Annotated in this window: 22 protein-coding genes and 2 pseudogenes; 9 read left to right on the forward strand and 15 right to left on the reverse strand. The window is 61.2% G+C overall.

All coding sequences use genetic code 11. The annotated features are described in order from the left end of the window. Positions 1-13: 13 nt before the first annotated feature. Positions 14-1597 (forward strand): peptide chain release factor 3, encoded by a 1584-nt coding sequence (locus QA644_RS21040; RefSeq protein WP_194728729.1) that lies wholly within the window; start codon positions 14-16, stop codon positions 1595-1597. Between the two features lie 7 nt (positions 1598-1604). Here the strand turns inward: QA644_RS21040 and QA644_RS21045 are convergent, their stop codons facing one another. Next, on the reverse strand, positions 1605-1991 hold the full coding sequence (locus QA644_RS21045) for a RidA family protein (RefSeq protein ID WP_283070437.1): 387 nt from the start codon (positions 1989-1991) through the stop codon (positions 1605-1607). Positions 1992-2073: 82 nt separating this feature from the next. Between QA644_RS21045 and QA644_RS21050 the strand changes: the two are divergent. Next, positions 2074-2602: pseudogene (locus QA644_RS21050) on the forward strand (Lrp/AsnC family transcriptional regulator). Here QA644_RS21050 and QA644_RS21055 read toward each other — a convergent pair. Then, positions 2603-3541, reverse strand: a complete 939-nt coding sequence (locus tag QA644_RS21055) for a threonine/serine dehydratase (RefSeq protein WP_283070438.1) — start codon at positions 3539-3541, stop codon at positions 2603-2605. Positions 3542-3591: 50 nt separating this feature from the next. Here QA644_RS21055 and QA644_RS21060 point away from each other — a divergent pair, with 50 nt between their 5' ends. Continuing rightward, positions 3592-3894 carry a helix-turn-helix domain-containing protein gene (locus QA644_RS21060; RefSeq protein ID WP_074066386.1) on the forward strand — a complete coding sequence of 101 codons (303 nt, stop codon included), beginning with the start codon at positions 3592-3594 and terminating at the stop codon, positions 3892-3894. 9 nt (positions 3895-3903) lie between these two features. Here QA644_RS21060 and QA644_RS21065 read toward each other — a convergent pair whose 3' ends face one another. After that, the gene (locus tag QA644_RS21065) at positions 3904-4800 is read right to left on the reverse strand and encodes a LysR substrate-binding domain-containing protein (RefSeq protein ID WP_283070441.1); all 897 of its coding nucleotides are present in this window, start codon (positions 4798-4800) and stop codon (positions 3904-3906) included. Between the two features lie 113 nt (positions 4801-4913). On the opposite strand from QA644_RS21065, the gene QA644_RS21070 reads away from it, so the two are divergent. Beyond that, on the forward strand, positions 4914-5621 hold the full coding sequence (locus QA644_RS21070; protein ID WP_283070443.1) for a glutathione S-transferase family protein: 708 nt from the start codon (positions 4914-4916) through the stop codon (positions 5619-5621). Between the two features lie 25 nt (positions 5622-5646). Here the strand turns inward: QA644_RS21070 and betC are convergent, their stop codons facing one another. Together betC and QA644_RS21080 are read right to left on the reverse strand one after the other, a co-directional pair. Further along, positions 5647-7161: a choline-sulfatase gene (betC, locus tag QA644_RS21075; RefSeq protein WP_283072424.1), complete on the reverse strand. Its 1515-nt coding sequence runs from the start codon at positions 7159-7161 to the stop codon at positions 5647-5649. Positions 7162-7181: 20 nt separating this feature from the next. Then, positions 7182-7289, reverse strand: a pseudogene (locus tag QA644_RS21080) (glycine/betaine ABC transporter substrate-binding protein); the annotation flags it as partial. A 169-nt stretch (positions 7290-7458) separates the two neighbouring features. Here QA644_RS21080 and QA644_RS21085 point away from each other — a divergent pair. Further along, positions 7459-8379, forward strand: a complete 921-nt coding sequence (locus tag QA644_RS21085) for a LysR family transcriptional regulator (protein WP_239595935.1) — start codon at positions 7459-7461, stop codon at positions 8377-8379. Here the strand turns inward: QA644_RS21085 and otsA are convergent. The 6 genes from otsA to QA644_RS21115 form a co-directional block, all read right to left on the reverse strand. Beyond that, entirely contained in the window at positions 8360-9733 is a 1374-nt protein-coding gene (gene otsA, locus QA644_RS21090) for an alpha,alpha-trehalose-phosphate synthase (UDP-forming) (protein WP_194728734.1), read from the reverse strand. The genes QA644_RS21085 and otsA overlap by 20 nt on opposite strands. Before the next feature lie 44 nt (positions 9734-9777). Then, positions 9778-10575 (reverse strand): trehalose-phosphatase, encoded by a 798-nt coding sequence (gene otsB / locus QA644_RS21095; protein ID WP_283070444.1) that lies wholly within the window; start codon positions 10573-10575, stop codon positions 9778-9780. Between the two features lie 37 nt (positions 10576-10612). Beyond that, complete coding sequence (locus QA644_RS21100) at positions 10613-11014, reverse strand: GFA family protein (RefSeq protein ID WP_283070445.1); 402 nt, start codon at positions 11012-11014, stop codon at positions 10613-10615. A gap of 7 nt (positions 11015-11021) precedes the next feature. Further along, positions 11022-12518 carry a carboxypeptidase gene (locus QA644_RS21105; protein WP_283070446.1) on the reverse strand — a complete coding sequence of 499 codons (1497 nt, stop codon included), beginning with the start codon at positions 12516-12518 and terminating at the stop codon, positions 11022-11024. A gap of 99 nt (positions 12519-12617) precedes the next feature. Beyond that, entirely contained in the window at positions 12618-13907 is a 1290-nt protein-coding gene (locus QA644_RS21110) for an MFS transporter (protein WP_283070447.1), read from the reverse strand. Further along, positions 13904-14581 carry an FCD domain-containing protein gene (locus QA644_RS21115; RefSeq protein ID WP_194728738.1) on the reverse strand — a complete coding sequence of 226 codons (678 nt, stop codon included), beginning with the start codon at positions 14579-14581 and terminating at the stop codon, positions 13904-13906. The genes QA644_RS21110 and QA644_RS21115 overlap by 4 nt, the downstream gene beginning before the upstream one ends. Positions 14582-15100: 519 nt before the next feature. Between QA644_RS21115 and QA644_RS21120 the strand changes: the two genes are divergently transcribed. After that, on the forward strand, positions 15101-15910 hold the full coding sequence (locus QA644_RS21120; protein WP_239595918.1) for a class II glutamine amidotransferase: 810 nt from the start codon (positions 15101-15103) through the stop codon (positions 15908-15910). Here QA644_RS21120 and coaBC read toward each other — a convergent pair. Next, positions 15897-17108, reverse strand: coding sequence for a bifunctional phosphopantothenoylcysteine decarboxylase/phosphopantothenate--cysteine ligase CoaBC (gene coaBC, locus QA644_RS21125; RefSeq protein ID WP_283070450.1), 1212 nt, complete (start codon positions 17106-17108; stop codon positions 15897-15899). The genes QA644_RS21120 and coaBC overlap by 14 nt on opposite strands. A 192-nt stretch (positions 17109-17300) precedes the next feature. On the opposite strand from coaBC, the gene QA644_RS21130 reads away from it, so the two are divergent. Beyond that, positions 17301-18206 carry a LysR family transcriptional regulator gene (locus QA644_RS21130; protein ID WP_283070451.1) on the forward strand — a complete coding sequence of 302 codons (906 nt, stop codon included), beginning with the start codon at positions 17301-17303 and terminating at the stop codon, positions 18204-18206. 1 nt (position 18207) lies between these two features. Here the strand turns inward: QA644_RS21130 and QA644_RS21135 are convergent, their stop codons facing one another. Further along, positions 18208-19080, reverse strand: a complete 873-nt coding sequence (locus QA644_RS21135; protein ID WP_283070453.1) for a LysR family transcriptional regulator — start codon at positions 19078-19080, stop codon at positions 18208-18210. A 112-nt stretch (positions 19081-19192) separates the two neighbouring features. Between QA644_RS21135 and QA644_RS21140 the strand changes: the two genes are divergently transcribed. Then, positions 19193-20431 carry an MFS transporter gene (locus QA644_RS21140; RefSeq protein WP_283070454.1) on the forward strand — a complete coding sequence of 413 codons (1239 nt, stop codon included), beginning with the start codon at positions 19193-19195 and terminating at the stop codon, positions 20429-20431. Beyond that, positions 20428-20811: a VOC family protein gene (locus QA644_RS21145; RefSeq protein ID WP_239595908.1), complete on the forward strand. Its 384-nt coding sequence runs from the start codon at positions 20428-20430 to the stop codon at positions 20809-20811. The genes QA644_RS21140 and QA644_RS21145 overlap by 4 nt, the downstream gene beginning before the upstream one ends. 35 nt (positions 20812-20846) lie before the next feature. Here the strand turns inward: QA644_RS21145 and QA644_RS21150 are convergent, their stop codons facing one another. Both QA644_RS21150 and QA644_RS21155 read right to left on the reverse strand, forming a co-directional pair. Further along, positions 20847-22508, reverse strand: coding sequence for a urocanate hydratase (locus tag QA644_RS21150; protein ID WP_239595906.1), 1662 nt, complete (start codon positions 22506-22508; stop codon positions 20847-20849). A gap of 28 nt (positions 22509-22536) precedes the next feature. Next, positions 22537-22866, reverse strand: coding sequence for a TfoX/Sxy family protein (locus QA644_RS21155; protein WP_074066399.1), 330 nt, complete (start codon positions 22864-22866; stop codon positions 22537-22539). Positions 22867-22868: the final 2 nt, after the last annotated feature.

The raw sequence follows: 22868 nt of genomic DNA on the forward strand, positions 1-22868 counted from the left end.
CAGGATTCACATCATGGCCGAAAGTCTCGCCGAGGCGGTTTCTCGCCGCCGCACATTCGCTATTATCGCGCACCCGGACGCGGGCAAAACCACGCTCACCGAAAAGCTGCTTCTTTTCGGCGGCGCAATTCAGCTCGCCGGTGAAGTCAAGGCGAAGAAGGATCGCATCCAGACCCGGTCGGACTGGATGAAGATCGAGCGCGAGCGCGGCATCTCTGTGGTGACCTCCGTCATGACCTTCGAATATGACGACAACGTCTTCAACATTCTCGACACGCCCGGCCACGAAGACTTCGCGGACGATACCTATCGCACGCTGACAGCTGTCGACGCCGCCGTCATGGTGATCGACGCCGCCAAAGGCATCGAGCCGCGTACGCTGAAGCTCTTCGAAGTCTGCCGCATGCGCGATATCCCGATCATCACCTTCATCAACAAGATGGACCGCGAAAGCCGCGATCCGTTCGAAATCCTGGATGAGGTGGAGGAGAAACTGGCGCTCGACACCGCGCCGATCACCTGGCCGATCGGCCGCTCCAAAACTTTCTGTGGCTCATATCACCTGGCCACGAACACTGTGCGCGGTTCAGATACGGAAGTGGAAGCAACGCCGGTCAACGGACCTCAGAGCGTCGCTGATCGGTTGCCGGAAAACGAGCGGGTTGCCTTCATCGACGAGACGGAACTGGCGATGGAGGCCTGCCGTCCCTTCGACCGCAAGGCTTTCCTCGAGGGTCACATGACGCCGGTCTTCTTCGGCTCGGCGCTCCGCAATTACGGTGTCCGCGATCTCATCAACGCGCTCGGTGAATTCGCCCCGCCGCCGCGCGACCAGATAGCCGATACCCGCAAGGTGCATGCAAGCGAAGACAAGATGACGGCCTTCGTCTTCAAGATCCAGGCCAATATGGACCCCAACCACCGCGACCGCATCGCCTTCGCCCGCATCTGCTCCGGCAAGCTGGAACGCGGCATGAAGGCACGCCTCGCGCGCACGGGCAAGCAACTAGGTCTCACAGCGCCGCAGTTCTTCTTTGCCTCGCAAAGACAGCTCGCCGATACCGCCTATGCGGGCGACGTCGTCGGTATTCCGAACCACGGCACGCTGCGCATCGGCGATACGCTGACGGAAGGCGAAGCGCTGGTGTTCCAGGGCGTGCCTAACTTCTCGCCGGAAATTCTCCGTCGTGTCCGTCTTGAAGACGCGATGAAGGCGAAGAAGCTGAAGGAGGCCCTGCAGCAGATGGCCGAAGAAGGGGTCGTCCAGCTCTTTTCCCCGGAAGATGGTTCGCCGGCGATCGTCGGCGTTGTCGGTGCCCTGCAGCTCGATGTGTTGAAGGAACGCCTGCAGGCGGAGTACGGCCTGCCGGTCTCCTTCGAAATGTCGCGCTTCTCAGTCTGCCGTTGGGTATCGGCCGAGCAGCCGGCGGAACTCGAAAAGTTCCTGACGGTCAAACGCGGGGATATCGCCCGCGATCTCGACGGCGACCCGGTGTTCTTGGCGCAGGACAGCTTCTCGCTGCGCTACGAGGCGGAGCGCTATCCGGCAATCAAGATGGTTGCAATCAAGGAGTATCACGTCGCCAAAGCGGCGTGATTTCCAATTACGCGGCGGCAATAATCTCGATTTCGACCAGCCAGTCCTCCCGCAGCGTTTCGACGACGATGGCTGTTGTGGGCACCCGACGCGCTCCGAGCGCCGCCACCCGCGCATTCTGGTTTGCCTCGGCAAAGGATGGATCGCGCAGGTAGCTGGTCAACCGCACGATGTTGTCTGCGGTCATTTGTGCCTCTGCCAGAATTCGCCTGAGGTTCGACCAGATCAGTTGGAGTTGGGAGTCTAGATCGACGCCGGCTGCACCAGCCTCATCAAGGCCCATCGTTCCGCTAACGAAGACAAGGCGGTCAGGCTGGCGCACCTCCATGGCATGCACGTAATCGGACGTGGCGGTGTAGATGCCGTCGTGCGGATTGCGAACGATCATTTCCATTTCTGCTCCTCTGGAATTTCATATGGCTTTGTCGCTATTTTGCCGAATCAAGTTCGGCTGGAAAATGCAGGAGTAGGAACGGATGGAAAATACAGACGGCATTCGGCAAAAGCGGCGGGAGAGGGCCTCCCCTCGATCCGTTCGACCGAAAGATATTAGCAGCTCTCGCCGCCGATGCGGGTCAGAGCTACGCCGTGCTGGGAGAGAAGGTAGGGCTTTCTGCGCCGTCGGTGCACGAACGGGTCAAGCGGCTGAAGCGGTCCGGTGTCATCCGGGATGTGGTCGCCCGGCTTGATGGCACAGCAGTCGGCAAGCCGCTGTTGGCCTTCGTGCATGTGGAGGCGGCGGGTTGGGGCAAGAGCGAACGGCTGATGCAGATCAGCCGGTTTCCGGAGGTGGAGGAGATGCACTCGGTCGCCGGGGATGCCAGCATGATCCTCAAGGTGCGGTTGGAAAATCCGCAGGCGCTTGAATTTCTCCTCGGCCAGATTCATTCCGTGCCGGGCGTCAGCGGCACGCGCAGCTATGTCGCGCTTTCCACGTATCTCGAGCGGCCGGTACAGGCGCAAGTCACGGACGGGTGGCCCTCTGTGCCGTTGCCGCCGGAATAGTCAGTCGAATTTCACGGCCGCCGTGTTGGCGCCGCAGACCAAGACGCAGACGCGTTCGTTCCGTACCGGAATATATTTGCCGGAAAGCACGGCTGCGAATGCCGCCGCACCTCCGGGCTCGGCAACGACCCTCGCCCCTTCCCATAGGGTTTTCTGAGCAGCACGGATTTCATCGTCCGTTACCAGCACCGGCGGCTGCACGAATTGCTGCGCGAGAGGAAACATCAGTTCACCAACCCGTTTCGGGGCGAGCGAATCTGCCGCAATGCCACCTGCCGGAGCATCCACTGGCTTACCCGCCCTGAAGGCCTCGTAGAGGGTCGGCGCTCCATCGGATTCCACGGCGACGATCTTCACCCGGCCGCGAAACCAGGCGGCGATGCCGCCGACCAATCCGCCGCCGCCGACCGCGACCAGCAATGTGGTGATGTCCGGCATGTCCTCCTCGATCTCCTTGCCGAGCGTTCCCTGACCGAGCAGCGTCTCCGCCTGGTCATAGGCATGGATGGCAAGCGCGCCGCTTGCCCGCTCATGGGTCTCGCTCGCCGCGAGCGCATCGGCGTAACGCTCGCCGCCGATGACCAGATTGGCGCCGTAGGCGCGGATTTTCTCCGCCTTGGCAGGCGAGGTGACGCTCGGCACGAAGATGGTGGCCGGCACGCCAAGCCGCGATGCGGCATAGGCAACGGCCGCGCCGTGGTTGCCGCCGGAGGCTGCCACGATGCCGGCTGCGGGCACCTGCCGCGTAAGGAGGTGGGAAAAGGCGCCGCGTGCCTTGAAGGAGCCGGAATGCTGCAGACATTCGAGCTTGAGATCGACCTTGAGCGGCGCTCCGCCGAAATCCTGCATGTCGACGCACATCACGGGTGTGCGACGGATATGGGGGCGGATCAGCCCTTCGATTTCGGCAATGCGTTCGGCAGAAAGGGCGATCGGCATGCAGGCTCTCCATGGATTGACAATATTTCGTTACTTGGCAAAATGACGAAATGCAAGATGTTGATATTTTGAAAGCCCTCGCCAATGAACGACGCCTCGTCGTTCTCGAATGGTTGAAAGAGCCGCGGGAGCATTTCTTGCCTCAGGTGGACGGCGACCTAGAGGACGACGGTGTCTGCGCCGTGCTCATCGCCGAAAAGCTGGGCATAACACCGGCAACGCTTAGCGAACATATGCGTATATTGGTGCAGGCGGAGCTGGTACACGCAAAACGTATAAAGCAATGGATCTTCTATCGGCGCAATGAAGACCGCATCGCGGCGCTGAAGCAGGGGCTTTTCGCACACCTATGATCGGTCGGGTCATGGCTGACCCAGCCGCTCGCTTATGAACTCCACCACGGCGCGCACTGATGGCAGTTGGCCGCGCCGATGCGGGAGGAGCACCGTTGTCGTGATGTTGCCCGCCGTCCATTCTGGAAGGATACGGATCAATCGCCCTTGCTCTATTGCCTCTCGGCAGACGGAAGTCGGAAGAATGGTGATTCCCATTCCCGCCGCCGCGGCTCTCAGCAGGACGAAAGGTTCGTCGGCCGCCATCACCGGCGGTGGCTTGACCAGCGTTTCGTCCCCTGTGGCCGAGAAAAGCCGCCAGGCCGTCTCGGTGAGGCTGGGCATGACGGCAGCATGCGCCACGAGATCCTCCGGCCTTTGTGGAGCCCCGTGCCTGTCGACATAGGATGGCGCGGCGACCAGAAGAAATTCATGCTCTGCCAATTTGCGCTGCACGAGGCTTGAATCGGCAAGCGGCAGCTGATGGCTGCGTACTGCGATGTCGAAGCCCTCTTGTACGATATCGACGAAGCGATCGGTGACATGCAGAAAGACTTTAAGCTTCGGATATCGGAGCGCCAGGTCCGGCAGATGCTCGGCCAGCATGAACTGCGAAGTCGGCACCGAGGCCGTGATGCGCACGGTGCCGCTCGGCTCGCCGAGACGCGACCGGACAATGCTTTCCGCCATCTCCGCTTCGATGACGGATGCCTGCGCGTGCTCGAAGAAATCGCGTCCCAAATCCGTGAGTGAAAAGCTGCGCGAGGTGCGCTGGATCAGTCGCGCGCCCAGCTTAGCCTCCAGTTCCGCAACACGCTTGCTCACCGTCGATTTGGGAACGCCGAGGCGCCGTCCAGCGGCGGTGAAGCTGCCGCCTTCGACTGCGTGAACGAAAAGGTTGAGATCGTTGAGGTTAAAGGAGCTCAATTCAATCTTCCAGATTTATAGACTTTGATGTGCATTTTGAGCGGCTGTTCGGCAATCGTCCACAAAACGATATTCTGATCGTGAAATCAGTTCAATCCCGAAAGGAACGACGAATGTCTCCGATTTTGTTTTACGGAGTGCCGGAAGGCTGCTCTTTTGCCTCCATTGTCGCACTCGAATGGTCAGGCGAGCCCTATCACCTGTGCCGCATCGAGATGCCGGAAGTCGTCTCGAGCAAAGACTATGGGCAGATCAACGCGATCGGCGAAACACCTTCGCTCATGCTTGGCGATGGCCGTGTCATCAGTGAGAGCATGGCAATCCTCAACCACATCGCTTCCGGCCACATCCGCAAGGGTCTCGGCTTTGCACAGGGCAGCGCCGAGTTCGATAGGCTGAACCAGATGCTCGCCTATCTCAATACCAGCTTTTTCAACGCCTTCAGCCCGCTCTGGTACACGATCGAGCATGAGCTGGAGCCGGATGCCAGGAAGGCGCTGACCGCTTATGGCGTTGCCAAGGTCGAGAAGGTCCATAGGGAACTCGAGCAACTTCTTGCCGGCCGCAAGTGGCTGCTTGGCAAAGGACCCAGCCTTGCCGACGCCTATTTCGCCGGCATCGCACGTTGGAACGACTTCCACAAGGTCGTGGATCGCAAGCAATTCCCGGCACTGAACAGCCTCTATGAGAGGCTGCAGGAAAATCAAGCAGTGCGCTTTGCCCTAGCGATCGAACACGAAGAACCGGCTGAAAGCACAGGTGGCTTTCGTGGCCATGTCACCCTCAAGGACGCGCTCGGCTATCTGAAGCACGCAGCCTGATGCCTTGCAAAATTATCCGCGCGGGTCATTCCCCGCGCGGATATCGCTGGTTCTCTTCCAGAACGTTAAGGTCCATGTGGTTGCGCATATAGCGCTCCGAGGCCTTCTGCAGCGGCTGGTAGTCCCAGGGATAATAGGCGCCATTGCGCAGCGCTGCATAAACGACCCAGCGGCGTGCCTGGCTTTCCCGCACGGATTGGTCGTATTGTGCGAGGTTCCAGCGTCTATTTGCCTGTTCGGTCAATGCCTTGAGCGTCGCGGTATGGGCAGGGTCCGTAGCGAGGTTCTTGAGCTCGTGCGGATCGGCATCGAGGTCGAAGAGCATCGGCGGGTCTTTTTCGCAGAGCGACAGCTTGTAGCGCCTGTCGCGCAGGCAGACGAGCGGCGCGATCGAGCCTTCCGCAGCATATTCCATCGGCACCGGGCCGCGACTGCCGGTGCCCGTGGCGAGGGGGGCCAGATCCTCGCCGTCGGTCCATTTCTTGAGCGAGCTTATGTCGAGACCGGCAAGTCCGGCCAGCGTTGGCGTTACGTCCAGCGTTGAAATCGGCTGATCGATTCGCGTTGCCTTCCAGCCGGGTGCGGCAATCATCAGCGGTACCCGCGCCGAACCGTCGAAGAAGCACATCTTGAACCACAGCCCGCGTTCGCCGAGCATGTCGCCGTGGTCGGAGACAAACAGGATGATGGTGTTTTCCGCCATCCGTCCGCGCTCGAGCACGTCGAGGATCTCGCCGATTTTCTCGTCCACATAAGAGATACTGGCGAAGTAGCCCCTTCGCGCGCGGCGGATGTGTTCGGGCGTAATGTCGAAAGCCTTGTAGTCGCAGGCTTCGAGCAGGCGCTGCGAATGCGGATCGAGCTCATCGAACGGGATTGGTCCGACCTTAGGGTCGAGCGCCGGGCAGTCTTCGTAGAGATCAAAGAATTTCCGCCGTGCCACGTAAGGGTCGTGCGGGTGCGTTAAGCTGACGGTCAGACACCATGGACGCTCGTCCTGCCGGCGCGAAAGATCGTAGAGTTTGCGGGTCGCGTGGTAGGCAACCTCGTCGTCATATTCCATCTGGTTGGTGATTTCGGCGGCGCCGGCGCCGGTGACCGAACCAAGGTTGTGATACCACCAGTCGATGCGCTCGCCGGGTTTCGTATAGTCGGGCGTCCAGCCGAAATCGGCGGGATAGATATCGGTCGTCAGCCGCTCTTCGAAGCCGTGAAGTTGATCTGGCCCGACGAAATGCATCTTGCCGGAAAGCGCTGTCTGATATCCGGCGGCCCGCAGATGGTGCGCGTAAGTCGGGATGTCGGAGGCAAATTCCGCGGCATTGTCATAGACGCGTGTCCGGCTGGGGAGCTGGCCCGACATGAAGGAGGCTCGCGCCGGAGCGCAGAGCGGGCTTGCCGTATAGGTGTTGGCGAAACGCACGGAACGCTCCGCCAATGCCTTCAGATGCGGCGCGTGAAGAAATTCGGCCGGTCCGTCCGGAAACAGCGTTCCGTTGAACTGGTCGACCATGAGGATGAGGATATTCGGGCGCGCCATCATTCGTTTGTCCTTGGATATTAGAGGCCGAGCGAGCTTTTCACCGTATCAGCAGCAGGCTTCCCGTCGAGCGTGGTGACGCCGGAGAGCCACGGATCGATGGCCTTTGGATTTGCCTTTTGCCATGCAGCGGGAAGCGGCACCGGAGAGGAGGAAGAAGAGGAGGCTGGCAGCGAACCGGTTCGTGGACGAATTCTTTCCATTGCAGTTCCCCTGTTATTCGAGCAATTTATTGAACATCAGGTTAGTTCCCCTTGTGAAGCTGGCTTTTTTCAATGGGTGATCAAAGGATTTCTTATGGCAGAGCGACCAATTGACCTTGGATGGGTTCGCGTATTTGCCGCGGTGGGGAAAATGGGCAGTCTCTCGTCTGCGGCCGGAACTCTCGGCCTGACCCAGCCTGCTGTCAGCTATCAGATCCGCCGCCTGGAAGAGCACATGGGCGTCAGCCTCCTTCAGCGGCAGCACCGCGGTGTCGAATTGACGTCGGAAGGCCGCAGGCTTTTCGACGTCACCTCTCGTACGGTTGACGATATCGACATGTTGGTGCGCAGTTTTCGCAGCCAATCCGAACGTCCGGCGATCAGGCTGAGGACGGATTACGCCTTCTCATCGCTCTGGCTGATCCCACGTATGCATACCTTCCGCCTGCTTTATCCCGAAATGGACATCCAGATCGTCGCGACGCAGCGCATGGAGCACGGCCCGCCGGATGGCGACATTGCCGTCGTCTTCGGAACGCGGCAGGAATTCGGCAGCAACGCGACGCTACTTCTGCCGGAAAAGGTCGTCCCGATTTGCACCCAAGGCTTTCTGGATCGAAACGGCCCCTTCTTCGATCCGTTCGAGATTGCCAGCGCGCGTCTTCTGCATCTCGATACGCGCGCACCGTCGCCGTGGTTCGATTGGAAGAGCTACCTCGCCGAGCTCGGCATCAATCGTGATGCGGCCGTAGGGCAGGGCGAGCTCAGTTTCAACACATATTCGCTTGTCGTGCAGGCGGCGATCGGCGAGCAGGGGCTGGCGATCGGCTGGATGGGTCTGGTCGATTCGCTGCTCGCGTCACGTATGCTGGTTACAGCCGGACCGATGTTGGAGGCCACGGACCGTGGCTACTGGCTTGTGCCGCCCAAAGCGCAGAGCGCGGAGACTGATCGGCTTGCCGCCTGGCTGATCTCCGAGGCCGGCATAGACGCGCTCAAGGCGCAAGATCTTTGAGAAAATCCCGGCACCAGCGCGAAACATCGTGTTCGAGCAAATGGTCCATCATCATCTGCCAGCGCTCTTTCCGCTCTTCCAGCGGCATACTGAGCGCCCTCGCCATCGCGTTTGCCGTACCCTCGATGTCGTAGGGGTTGACCAGCAGGGAGCCTTTCAGCTCGCGGGCAGCACCGGCGAAGCGCGAAAGCACGAGCACGCCCGGATCGTCCGGGTTTTGTGCAGCCACATATTCCTTCGCGACAAGGTTCATCCCGTCCCGGAGCGGCGTCACCAAGCCGACTTTGCCGAGCCGGTAGAGCCCAGCGAGAATGTGGCGTCCCACGGAGCGGTTGATATAGCGTATCGGCACCCAATCGACGGCGCTGAGAGCGCCGTTCACCCTGCCGGCCTGCTCGGCCACGGTGCGTTGCATGGCTTCGTATTCAGGCACTTCGGAGCGGGACTTCGGAGTGATCTGCAGATAGGTGACACGCCCCTGCTGTGCCGGGTTGGCCAGGATGAAGCGCTCGAAAGCGTCGATGCGCTGCGTGATTCCCTTGGAATAATCTAGGCGGTCGACGCCGATTATCAGGCTGCGGCCTTCGATGCTTAGACGCGCTTTTTTGACCATGCTGTTGGTCGCGGCCCTTTGGGCGAATTCGGCAAAGGCTGCAGTCTCGATGCTGATCGCATAGGCGCCGCCCTTGAAAGTCCGGCCGTGGGAGCTGTAGCGGCCTTCGCCGAGTTCGTCGCCGATGCCTTCCCGTCTGAGACAGCCGGCGAAATTCTCAAGGTCGTGATCCGTCTGAAAGCCGACAACATCGTAGTGCGAGAGGCCGCGCATGATCTGCTCGTGAACCGGCATTGTGAAGAGCACGTCCGCAGGCGGCCATGGAATATGGAGGAAGAAACCGATGCGGTTCTTCAGGCCCATTTGACGCAGTTCCGCGGCGAGCGGGATCAGGTGGTAGTCGTGCACCCAGATGAGGTCATCGGGTTCGATCAGCGGCGCCAGCCGATGGGCGAAAAAACGGTTGACGCGGAAATAGCCGGCCATCTCCTTGCGGCCGTATTCGGCGAGATCCAGACGGTAGTGGCAGATCGGCCAGAGAACGCGGTTGGCAAAGCCGTGATAGTATTCTTCCACATCGGTATCGGTCAGATCCGTCAGTGCATAGGTGATGTTGCCTTGCTGCAGCCGTGCAAGCGGCTGCGGCTCATGCTCGCCGCTCGACTTTCCCGACCAGCCCATCCATATGCCGCCGCGCTCTTCAAGGGCTGCCTTTAGGGCGACCGCCAGCCCGCCGGCGGGCGCAATGCCGCCCTTGTCGGGAACGGGCACGCGATTGGAAACAATGACGAGACGGCTCATGCCAGTTCCTTTCATGCAATGAAATACGTCGGGCGCTCAAATCATCACGAGGCCAATGTCTCAATGATGCCGCGCAGAGCTTCGGCAGAGGGGATGGAGCCGCGCGCTTCGCTCGCAGGCGAAAGCGGCCCGACGCGGATCGAATGGCCGCCAAGCCGGTTGACCGTGCGAAACATCGCTTCGTCGGTCACGTCGTCCCCGATCGCAATGGCGCGTCTGCCGGCAAAGACCGGATGTGCGAGAAAGGCTTCGACCGCGTTGCCCTTGTCGGCGCTGGCCGGACGAATTTCGATCACCATCTTGCCGTGCTGGATCGTCCAGTTCGGTCCGGCTCGACTAAGCGCCTGTTCCATCAATGGTTCGAGTTCGAGCTCCCTGTCCGGTGCAAGCCGATAATGTGCGGCGACCGCCGCTCCCTTATCCTCGATCAGAACCCCCGCCCAACCTGCAGTCTCGGCGGTGAGATCCGCCTTCAGCCTCTCGAATTGCGCTGTTACTTCGGCTTTGCGCACGCTTCCGTCCGGGTCGCGCCGCTCGGCACCGTGAAGTCCGGCGATCGGAAAGTGGAACGGCGAAAAAAGCTGGTCGGCATAGTCGAGCCCCCGGCCGGTCACCAGGGCCAGCGCACCTCCGAGCCTTGTCGCCAAGGCGTCGAGATTTGCAGGCAGCGACGGTGGAACGACGATGTCGTCCGGCGTTTCGGCTAACTCGAGCAAGGTCCCGTCGATATCCATGAAGAGAGCCCATTTTTCCGGCTCGGCGGAGAGAACAGCGAGAATAGAGTCTTCCCCTGAAACCGCATCCGGTTTCGAGGCGCTGAGAGACTGCTTCTGGTATGACATGAGGCTCTATCTATGTCAGGCCCCGCTTCAGGCAACCCTAACTTTCCGTTTCGAAGCGCGGCAGGGCTTCGATATTGCCGGTCCAGGGCAGCGCAGAGCGGCACCAGATCTGCTTGCGCGGCGACAGCTCGGCCCGCTCATTGATCGTGCCGACGCGGATGCCGACGAAGGCGTTGTCCTCTCCCATGCGATAGAGATGCGAGCCGCAATCCGGACAGAAGAATTGCCGGCTGTATGCTCCGCTTTCGCCATGCTTGACATAGGTTTTCGGCGTACCGCGGAGAAGCCGGAAATCTTCCTGTCGCGCAACCGTGCTGACGCGATAGGCCGTCCCCGTCAGCCGCTGGCAATCCGTGCAATGACAGATGCTGACGCGCTTCGGATCGATCTCGGCCTCATAGGCAATCGCGCCGCAATGGCATCCCCCGGTAACGTGCATCTGCTCCTCATTCGGCTATCTGCGCCGCCGGATGCTGGCCATAGAAGGCCTTGGCATCAGCGGTAAAAGCGGCCCGCGCCTGCGCATTGGTGTAGAACATATGGCCGCCGCGATAGACGTCCAGGCTTACACGGCCTCGCGTCAGGCTTTCAGGCAGATGGTCCACGACATAGCGGCTGACCCCATAGGGCGTGACGATATCGCTGTAGCCATGTGCGATCAGCAAATGAAAGCCTGGATTGGAACCCAGTAGCTCGCGGATGTCGTCCGTTATGCTCGCCTGCAGCCGTGATCCGCTGCCGTGTCCACCGCCCCATTCCCACTGACGGCTGACGTCGCTTTCGAGCAGCGTATAGGTCATCTCGGTCCTGAAGCCGAGTTCGTTGCGTGCGTAATCGGCAAAAGCGCCGCCATAAGCGCGGGTAAATCCGTCGAGCACCGCATCATCGCCACGATCGGAGTCTGAACCCGGATAAGGGTCGGGCGTTGCGAACGAGGCATCGTAGGGGCTCATCACTTCGCCCTGCTGCTTGGCGGAATTCTTGGCAAAGGCATTGCCCAGGAAGCCGCGGTTTCGGGTGACGACGTCTTCGGGAATGCCGGTCATCGTCGAGACCTTGCCATAGAATGCCTTCGCAGCGTCCCCCGCCGGTGCTGGTCCGGCCAAGGTCGTCAGATACTCGCCGAGCGCGAACTTCTCCGCGTCTCTTTGCGCTTCTTCGTCAAAGGTCTTGCGGCGCTCGGCTTCAGCGGCGGCGAGGGACGGGAACTCCAGAGCAGCTCCAAGCGCAAACCGGTCTGCATTGAACATCAGCTGGCCCTCAAGCAACGGCGAGAGCATGACCGCGCCGGCGATGATGATGCCTTGGCTTTGCCGAAGGGCAGCGGCGACCTTCGCGGCACGGAAACCGCCATAGCTTTCGCCGAGAAGATATTTTGGTGAGCCAGAGCGATTGTTGTGCGCGACATAAAGCCCGATCGCCTTTGCAATGCTCTGCGCATCGGCGTTGACGTTGTAATAGTTCGAAGCGTCGTCGGCCTTCGCCGTGCGGCTCCATCCTGTGCCGATCGGATCGATCAGCACGAGATCGGTGAAATCGAGCCAGCTCTGCGGATTGTCGACGAGCTTCGCATTTGCGCCGTCCCGGGCCTGGGGACCGAAATCCAATATGCGCGGCCCGACGAGCCCAAGGTGCAAAAATGCGGAAGCCGCGCCCGGACCGCCGTTGAAAGCGAAGGTAATCGGCCGGTTGGCCGCACCCTCCTTGGCGGTATAGGCGGTGTAGAATATCGCGCCGGTGCGAGCGCCGTTCTGCCCGAAGAGATCGAGCGTGCCCGCCGTCGCCGTATAGGTCAGCCTGCGCCCGCCGATGTTCTGTTCATGCTGGGTCACGGAATCGGACGGCAACAGCTTCAAGACGCCGGGCCGCTCCTGGGCATTCGAGACAGCAGGTGCAGCGAGAGCCAGCAGCGCGAACAGGATGGCGGCAGATCGGAACGACACTCTTTCCTCCTGGGCGATGGAACGCGATCATAGATAGCGTAACATCTGCCATCTCGCAGAGGTATCAAGAGATGGTGATGCGCAGGTGAGGAGAGGCGCTTACGTCTTCTGGGTCGTGCGCGCATTGACGTGCAGCGCTCGTCCTGCATTCCAGCCATTGATCGCGGCTCCAAATCCGAGCAGAACGAAGAGTACTGCGGACCAGGCAAAGCTTCCGGTCGTGCCGCGAATGAGCCCGACGATCAGCGGACCGACAGCGGCCAGCAGATAGCCGACGCATTGCGCCATGCCGGACAGGTGAGCGGCGACATGCGGATCGCGCGAGCGCAGCACTATCGTTGTCATTGCCACTGCAATCAGGCCGCCTTGTCCCGTTCCCTGCAGCACTGCCCAAAGCCAGACGGTCGAAAGCGGCGCGAAGAGCAGGCCAAGCAGGGCCACCACGGCAATGACGCACAGCGCAGCGTTGATCAGCCGCTGGTCTTTGCCGCGTACGGCAATCTGCGGTGCCACGAGGCAGGCGGCGGCCTGTACCATGACTGATACCGCAACGATGGCGCCGGCAGTCACACCGTCGAGGCCGCGCTCGCGCAAGATCGGCACGAGCCAGCCGAAGACGCAATAGGCGAGCGCTGATTGAAGGCCCATGAAAAGGGTGACCTGCCAGGCAAGCCGGTCCCGCCAGAGGCCCTCGATCCTGAAGCCGCTTCGCCGCGTCTGCGCCGGTATCCTCAGAACCTGCGGAAGCCAGATCAAGGCGACGACGAAGGCGGGCAATGCCCAGGCGGCAAGAGCGCCCTCCAGCGATCCGTCGAGCGCGTGCTCGATCGGCAGCGTGAAACCGGCAGCGCTCGCTGCGCCGGCGCAGAGCGCCATCGTATAACATCCGGTCATCAGCGCTGTGCGGTCGGCGAAGTCGCGCTTGACCAGGCCAGGAAGCAGGACGTTTCCGACGGCGATACAAGCGCCAGCAAGCGCGGTTGCGAGAAAGAGAAGCGGAACCGAAGATAGCCCGCGCATGGCCGTGCCGAGTGCCAGCAGCACGAGCACGCCGAGGAGCGTTCGCTCGGCACCCAATCGCTGTGCCAGCTTTGGCGCGAGCGGCGAAAAAGCGCCCAGGCAAACGACGGGAAGCGTGGTCAGCAGGCTCGCGCCGAGGGCCGAAAGGCCAAGCCCCGCGCGAATTTCCGGCAGCAGCGCGGATGCGCTGGAGAACACGGGGCGAAGGTTGAAGGCGATGAGTACGAGGCTGACACCGAGAATGATACGGCTTGCCACTGTCGACTGTGCCGGAGCTTCGGGTGCAGGAATACTGTCCGCCTCGGCATCGATCAACTGCTCGTCGATGGCCTCGAGTGCCTCGGCTGCATCAGAAATGGAGGAGGTCACGAGAGAATCATCCGTTCAAGGGCGGCAATCACCGGCTTCATGAAGCGGCGCACGGCGGCATCCGCCTTCGCGGGAAGACCGGTCTCGATGGCATCGATGATATCGGCGTGCGCTTTCGTGTCGGGCTCGGGAATATCCTGCCCGAGCGTTGCCTCGATGGTTTCGGCAATCGAGGCCGAGAAGAAGTCATAGATCTCGATCATCGCCCGGTTACCGGAGGCAGCGATGATCGCTTTGTGAAAGGCAAGATCGCGCTCGACGAAGGCCGCCTTGTCGCCCCCTTCGTATTTGCCGCGCTTGGCCAGGAGGTCGCGCAGCAGAGTTATGATTTCCGGCGTCTGCCGCAGCGAGGCGAGGCGGGCTGCCTCGACGTCCAGGGCGCAGCGCGCTTCGAACTGGTCGCGCAGACTTGCCCGCCGGGCCATCGTCAGGGGTCGACTGGCATCCCTCGTCGAAAGGACGTAGGTTCCGGAGCCTTGTCGCGTTTCGAGCAGGCCCTGAGAGACAAGCACGCGCACGGCCTCGCGGACCGTGCCCCGGCTGACTGCCAGCGCGGCGGAAAGCGCGGCTTCGTTCGGCAGCTTGTCGCCGATACTCCATCGCTTGGCGAGGATTTCGCCGCGGATCGCTTCAATCGCGGTCTCGGCCAGATTTGTCTTGTAGAGTGGTTGCATGGCATATTCATAAAATCATCAGATGACTTTATGAATATGCCATGGCTCGGTTGCGGTCAAAGAAATTCTGCAAAATAAAAAAGGGCCGCCTCAGCGACCCTTTCCATGAGTTTGGCCTGTAGCTGGCCTGGACCGTCAAGGCGGCCCCAGGAAGGCGGGGATTAGAGCGAGGGCTGCCTCGCTTTCGTCACCTCTCCCATGCCCGTTACGAGGTCCGAAATCTCATTAGACATTGGATCACCTTCCTTTCGTTCTGTTGCTGATGCTTAAAAGGTAAGGAAAAATTTCGATGATGCAAGAGAAATCCTTGCGATGACCGCTGTGACACAGCCAAGAGGCAATGTTCACAAATGAAGATGCGTGCTCAACGAATGTGATCGCGTGAAGTGTTTCCAACCCGCATGTCGCCTTGCAAAATTTGCAATCGTTAAGTTTTTATTCACCATCGCGCTCGACAATCGATCGGGCATTTCCAACCAGTCCCGTCGCCAGGACGGCGGGTTACGGAGTCAGAAAAGCATGTGTCGCTGGGCAGCCTATCGTGGAGACCCCCTCTATCTCGAGGAGCTGGTTTCCTCGCCCGCCCACTCGCTCATCGAACAATCCCATTGCGCCACCCGCGCCAAGACCGCAACGAACGGCGATGGCTTCGGGATTGCCTGGTACGGCGACCGGCCGGAGCCCGGCCGCTACCGCGATATCCTTCCCGCATGGTCCGACTGCAATCTGAAGAGCCTGGCGCGCCAAATCCGCTCGCCGCTTTTCCTGGCCCATGTGCGCGCAGCCACCGGCGGCGGCACACGGCGCGACAATTGCCATCCGTTCACGCATGGGAATTGGTCTTTCATGCACAACGGCCAGATCGGCGGCTTCGAGCGCCTGCGCCGTTCCATGGAGGCGATGCTCGATGACGAGCTCTTCAATGTCCGCAGTGGCACGACCGATTCCGAGCTGATGTTCCTGCTCGCCCTGCAATTCGGTTTGTGCCGGGCGCCGCTTACCGCGATGGCGGAGATGGTGAGCTTCGTCGAAGGGCTTGCTGAAAACATCCTGGACCACGCCCATGTGCGTTTCACCGCCGCGTTTTCCGACGGCCGGTCGCTCTACGGCATTCGTTATGCGACAGATCGAAAGGCGCCGACACTTTATGCCTCACCGATGCGCCAGGGACATTGCCTTGTTTCCGAGCCGTTGAATGACGACATCGATGCCTGGGCCGAGATACCGGACGGCAGCGCCGTCACGATTGGCGAGAACGGCATCGAGGTCGTGGCCTTCAAGCCGGAAAAGCGTATCAGCGCAGCGGCGGGTATCGCTATCCCTGCCTGAAGCGTTCGGCAATCAGCGCCGCCAGCTTTTCAGCAACCTCTTCCTTGCCGAGATCGGGCCACTGCTCGACGCCGCTTCGGCTGATCAGCTTCACGCTGTTGCGCGTGCCGCCCATGACGCCCGTCGCCGGCGAGACGTCGTTCGCAACGATCAGGTCGGCACCCTTGCGCTCGAGCTTCGCCTTGGCGTTGTTTTCGACATCCTGCGTCTCGGCCGCAAAGCCGATCACCAGCGTCGGCCGCATCGTGTGGTGGCCGACCGCCTTCAGGATGTCCGGGTTTTCGGTCAGCGCCAGCGTCGGGATGGATTCGCCCGGATGCTTCTTGATCTTCTGATCGGCGGCAGAGGCCACGCGCCAGTCGGCTACGGCTGCCACCATCACGGCAATATCGGCCGGCAGCGCAGCGAGGACCGCATCGCGCATTTCTTCGGCGCGCTCGACATGGATCGTCCTGACGCCGACGGGATCGGCAATTGCCACCGGTCCGGAGATGAGTGCGACATCTGCACCGAGCTTCGCAAGTGCTGCGGCAATCGCATGCCCCTGCCTGCCGGAAGAACGATTGGCGATGTAGCGGACGGGGTCGATTGGTTCGTGGGTCGGTCCCGAGGTGACGATCGCCTTGCGCCCGGCAAGCGGCTTCGGCCCGTCGTCAAGTAACGCTTCGGCGGCGGCAACGATCTCCAGCGGTTCAGCCATGCGGCCGATGCCGGCCTCCTTGCTCTCCGCCATCTCGCCTGCCATCGGGCCGACGAAACGGATGCCGTCACCTTTCAGGATGTCGAAATTCCGTTTCGTCGCCGCGTGCGACCACATCTTCGGGTTCATCGCCGGCGCGGCAAGAACCGGCCGGTCCGTCGCGAGCAAAACGGTCGAGGCCAGGTCATCTGCGAAACCGTTTGCCATCTTGGCCATCAGGTCGGCCGTTGCTGGCGCAATCAGAATGAGGTCGCAGTCGCGAGCAAGCCGGATATGGCCCACATCCTGTTCGTCCTGCCGCGAAAAGAGATCGGTGAAGACGTGGTCTGCGGCAAGAGCGCCGACAGCAAGCGGCGTCACGAATTCCTGCGCGCCCTTCGTCATCACCGGACGCACCGAAGCACCGCACTCGCGCAGGCGCCGGATCAGGTCGAGGCTCTTATAGGCGGCGATGCCGCCGGAAATGATGAGCAGGATGCGTTTGCCGCTGAGAGCCATGGCCTTCTATCCGTCGCCTTGTTGACCACTACCGACCCTAAGCCTTTGGCGGATAACATGCAATCACCACGGCGCTCCTGAGCTCTTCGACCATTCGGAGTGAGATCGCGATCGCGCCCGACGCCGCCGAGTTGGACAATGGAACCGCCTGCTTCTCCATATGATGGAACTCGAATTCGGAAATGCCGAACGATGATCAAGATCGAAGGGATAGCGGCTTTCGTCGCAGCGGTGGAATCAGGTTCCGTGAGCCAGGCTGCGAGGCGCCTCCGCATGTCGAAATCCGTTGTCAGCGAAAGACTGGCGGATCTGGAAAAGACACTCGGCGGCATGCTGCTTCACCGCACGACACGCAAGCTGACGCTGACGCAGGACGGCACCGCCTTTATGGAGCGTGCGCTTCGGATCGTGCATGAGATAGAAGAGGCCGCAGCCGATATGGCCGAGCGCCGCGGTACGCTTGCCGGTCCCTTGCGTATTGCAGCACCTGTCACCTTCGGTCGCATGCATCTTGGTCCGGCCCTCTATCCGTTTTTGGCAGCGCACCGCGAAATCGCGCTGACGCTCGACATCGATGACCGCCGTGTGGACGCTTCGTCGGAAGGCTACGACGCCATTATCCGCCATGGGCCGATCGCCGATTCCCGCCTGGTGGCCTGGAAGCTCTCGCGCAGCCGCCGTCTGCTGACGGCTTCGCCAGCCTATCTCGACCGCCACGGGACGCCGGCGGCATTATCCGATCTCGATGAGCATCGAGGCCTGTTCTACACCAATCGCGGCATCGCGGACTGGCGCTTCCAGACCCCGACGGGTGCAATCGTCGTGCGTGCGAAGCTGGCGATGGGTGTCAACAATGGCGACATGCTTCGCGATGCGGCAATTGCAGGTCTGGGGATCGCGCTGCTGCCGAGCTTCATTGCAGGTCCGGCAATCCGCGAAGGCAAGCTCGTCGAGATTGATGTTGGCTACAGGCCCGAAGCGGAGTCCGTCTACATGGCGCATCCGCAAGGCCGCCACCCTTCCGCCAAACTCCGCGCCATAGCCGATCACCTGAAAAAGGCCTTCGGCGATCCGCCTTATTGGGATCCTGCAGGCTAAGTCAAAGCAGGCTCATCAGATTTTCCGTCACCGGCGAGCGCTGCGTCTTCAGCACCGCGAGGGCCAGCCGCGCGACCGCAGGCGGCCCGTCGATCGGCCGGTAGGCGACGCCATCGAGCCTGATCTGTGCGATCGATGCCGGAACGATCGACACGCCGAGCTCTGCCGCAACCAGATTGACGACAGAGGAAATCTGCGGTGCTTCCTGTGCCACCGTCAGTTCGAAACCCGCCTTCCTGCAGGCGAGCACGACGTCGTCGAAGAGGCTGAGGCCAACCAGCCGCGGGAAGAGAATGAACGGCTCATTTGACAGCAGTGCCAGGGACAGGCTTTCGTGCTTCGCCAGCGCATGGTTTGCGGGCAGGGCGACCACCATCGGCTCGTCATCGAGACGTTTCAGGCGCACGCCCGGCGGATCGTCGAGGCTCGGGCGCATGAAGGTCGCATCCAACTCGCCGCGATTGAGTTTCTCCATCAGGGCCAACGTATTCATCTCCGTCAGAGACAGCCGTACTTCCGGCCACTGCGCTCGAAACCGCCTGATCGTCGCGCTGACAACCGGATTGAACGCGGAGGAGGCCGTAAAGCCGAGCGCCAGCTTGCCCGTCTCGCCGCGATTGGCACGCTGGGCGGCAAGTTTCGCCTTCTCGGCAGAAGCAAGTGACGCCTTGGCTTCGCCGAGAAACGCCTCGCCCGCCGCCGTCAATTCCGCGCCATGCGGCACGCGGTGAAACAAGGCCGCGCCGATTTCCGCTTCGAGATCGCGGATCTGCTGGCTGAGCGGGGGCTGGCCGATGCCGAGTTTCACCGCGGCTCGCGTAAAATTGCCTTCCTCCGCGACCGCCAGAAAATAGCGGATATGCCGAAGCTCCATGCGGTATCTCCAAAACCTATCGGAAACATCAGTTCCATATATTGGACAGCTTATGCCCTTCTGACTAGATGAATGGAGAAAGGCTTGAGCCATGCACAAGACTGCAGCCAGAATGAGCGACATTTCCCCGATCGAAACACCGGCGGCGTCCCCGGCGAAAGAATACCTGCAGCGTGGCACGGCTTCCTACCGACGCGCCAGTCTTGCACTCTTCCTTTCAGGCTTTTCCACCTTCTCGCTGCTTTATTGTGTCCAGCCGCTGTTGCCGATCTTTGCCGACGAATTCTCCGTCAGCCCCGCGGAAAGCTCGCTTTCGCTTTCGCTGTCGACGGGCTTCCTCGCCATTGCCATTATATGCGCAGCCGCCATCTCGGAAGGTCTTGGGCGTCGTAGCCTGATGTCAATCTCGCTCGTCGGTGCGGCGGCACTGACGATTGCAGCGGCCTTTGTGCCGGACTGGCACCTGCTGCTTGTCATCCGTGCCCTCCAGGGCTTTGTCCTTGGCGGCGTTCCGGCCGTTGCGATGGCCTACCTCGCCGAAGAAATCGACCCGCGCGGCCTTGGCGCTACAATGGGACTTTATGTCGGCGGCACTGCCTTCGGCGGCATGTCCGGCCGGGTGCTGACCGGTATCTTCGCGGAATACCTGACCTGGCGGCCGGCGATGTTTCTGATCGGCGCGATCGGCTTGGCTGCGGCAGCCGGCTTCATTGCGCTGCTGCCCGCCTCGCGCAATTTTATCCGCCGCCCGGGCTTCGATCCGAAGTTTCATCTGAAAGCCTGGCTCGCGCATAAGCGCAATCCGGCGCTGCCGTTCATTTTCGCCATTGCCTTTCTGGCGATGGGCTCCTTCGTCACCATCTACAACTATGCCGGCTTCCGGCTGGTCGCAGCACCCTATGACCTGACGCAGACCGAACTCGGCTTGATCTTCACCGTCTATCTTTTCGGCATCGGCGCCTCTTCGGTCGGTGGCATACTGGGTGATCGCTTCGGCCACTTCGCTGTCCTGCTGACGGGAATTGCAATTACCGCCGTTGGCAGCGCCCTGACGCTTTCCGCCTTCCTTCCGGTCATCATTTTCGGCATTATCGTGCTCACCAGCGGCTTCTTCATGAGCCATTCGATCGCAAGCGGCCTCGTCGGCAAGCTTGCCAGAGGCACGAAGGGACACGCCTCGTCGCTCTATATGCTCGGATATTACGTCGGTTCGAGCGTCATGGGCTCGGCAGGCGGCTGGTTCTTCGCCATCGAAGGCTGGACGGCGGTCGTCTTCTTCACGCTCGGCATGCTGGCCCTCGCCTTTGCGGCGGCCTGCGCCGCACGCAGCCTTTCTAGGAGAAAATTTTGATCCGCATCAGCCACCTCGATCACCTTGTCCTGACCGTCGCCGATATCGAGGCGACGTGTGAGTTCTACCGCCGGACCCTCGGCATGTCCGTGGAAACATTCGCCCAAGGCCGCAAGGCGCTGAAATTCGGCAATCAGAAGATCAACCTTCACCAGGCCGGGCGCGAATTCGATCCCAAAGCCAACCAACCGGTACCGGGTTCGGCGGATCTCTGCTTTATCGCCGAAACAGCACTCGCCGAGGTCATCGCGCATCTGGAAGCAGCAGATGTTGCAATCGAGGAAGGACCCGTCGAACGCGCCGGCGCTAACGGCACTATCCGCTCCATCTATTTCCGCGATCCGGACGGCAATCTCATCGAGGTATCCAATTCCATCTGAGGGATCCCTGGGCAAAAGGCGCTCGGTCTTACGTGCTAACTCAATCGGATATACGGCACATCCTTGTTTTGCACTTCGTCCAGCGCCTCCTCGTATCCGGCATCCGCATAGCGCATGACGCCGAGCGCCGTGTCGTTGGTAAGCGCATGATCGAGCCGCTCGTCGCCGGCCTCGGTGCCGTCGGCAACGACAGTCACGCCGCAGCTGGTCATGTAGCCGGCATAGCCGCCTCCGCCGGAATGGACGACGACGAGGTCAGCCATCGAGGAGCAGAGCATCATCGCATCGATCAGCGGCCAGTCGGCAATCGCATCGGAGCCATCCTTCATCCGCTCGGTCATGATGTTTGGATGCGCCATGGCGCCGGCATCGAGATGGTCGCGGGAGAAGGCGACAGGACCGTTCAGCTCTCCGCTTGCGACCAATTCGTTGACGCGACGAGCAAGCGCGGTGCGCTCGCCATGGCCCAGCCAGGCAATCCGCGCCGGCAGGCCCTCGAAGGGCACATGCTCGCGGGCAAGCCGGATCCAGTTGGTGATGATCTTGTTATCCGGGAACATTTCGAGCAGCAGATCGTCGATCCTTGCAATGTCGCTTGCTTCTCCGGACAGCGCCATCCAGCGGAAGGGACCGATAGCGCGCGCAAAGAGCGGGCGCAAATAGGCTTCGGTGAAGATCGGAATGTCGAAGGCATTGGCAACGCCGCCTTCTCTCGCTTGTGTGCGGATCAGGTTGCCGTTGTCGAAGACCTCGGAGCCCTTCTTCTGGAACTCCAGCATCGCCGTCACATGCTGGACGATCGAGGCGCGGCTTGCCGCCATCAACTGGCCCTGGCCGTCGTCGCGAAGTGCCTTGACTTGGGCAAGGCTCATACCCTTCGGAACATAGCCGTAGACGAGATCGTGTGCCGAGGTCTGGTCCGTCACGATATCCGGCACGATGCCGCGCCGGGCGATCTCTGGGTAAATCTCGGCCGCATTGCCGACGAGGCCGACGGATAGTGCGCGCTTTTCCTTCACGGCCGTGTCGATCATTTGTAGCGCGGCATCGAGATCAGGTGCAATCTCCTGCAGATAGCCGATTTGCTGACGCTTCTTTGCCCGCTCCGGATCGATATCGACGCAGAGGATTGCAGCGCCCGCCATGCGGCCAGCAAGCGGTTGAGCCCCTCCCATGCCGCCAAGACCGGCGGTGAGCACGAAGCGGCCGAAGAGGTCGCCGCCGAAACGCCGCTCGGCAATGCGCATGAAGATTTCGTACGTTCCCTGGATGACGCCCTGGCTGCCGATATACTGCCACGCGCCTGCCGTCAGCCCGCCCCAGCAGATCAGCCCCTTGCGCTGCAATTCGTAGAAGACTTCGGCCCTCGCCCACTGTCCGACGATATTGCAGTTCGCCATGATGACGAGCGGTGCCTTGGCGTGAGTCTTTACCAGGCCGATCGGCTTGCCGGACTGGATCAGCAGCGTCTGGTCCTCCTCCATCTCGGTCAGCGCCTTGACGATGCCCTTGTGCGCCGCCCAGTTGCGCGCCGCCTTGCCGAGCGCAGCATAAACCACGAGATTGTCCGGGTCTTCGCCGACGGCAAGCACGTTTTCGAGGAGGCGCAGCAGCGCCTCTTGCCGCCACCCCTTGGCCCGCAACTCCGGCCCGCCAGGAATCGGAAATTTCGGATGACGTGGATTGGGCTTCGGCATGGGATGTCCTTCCTCAAGTCCTGTCTTGTTATTTCACCTGCAGCGTTTGCACATAGCTGAGTGCGGCATCGAGCAGACGCTTGCGCAGGGCATTCTCGCCATAGACACGGGCGTCCGCGCGAACCCAGCCCTGCATCGCCCGTCCGCCCGAGATCATCTGGACGACGCCTGGCAGCTCCAGCGCCCAGCCGTCATTGCTTTTGCCGAGCCGGACGAGCATGCCATCTTCTCGCGCACCACAAAGAAGGTTGCCGTTCAACAGAAAGGCAAAGCCGCCGAACATCGCCTTTTCGCTGAGACCGGGCAGGCCGCCGAGCTCTTCCCTCAGCAGTTCCTCAAGGCCAGCATCTCGCGCCATGG

The organism is Rhizobium sp. CC1099 (assembly GCF_029714385.1).
Lineage (GTDB): Bacteria > Pseudomonadota > Alphaproteobacteria > Rhizobiales > Rhizobiaceae > Rhizobium.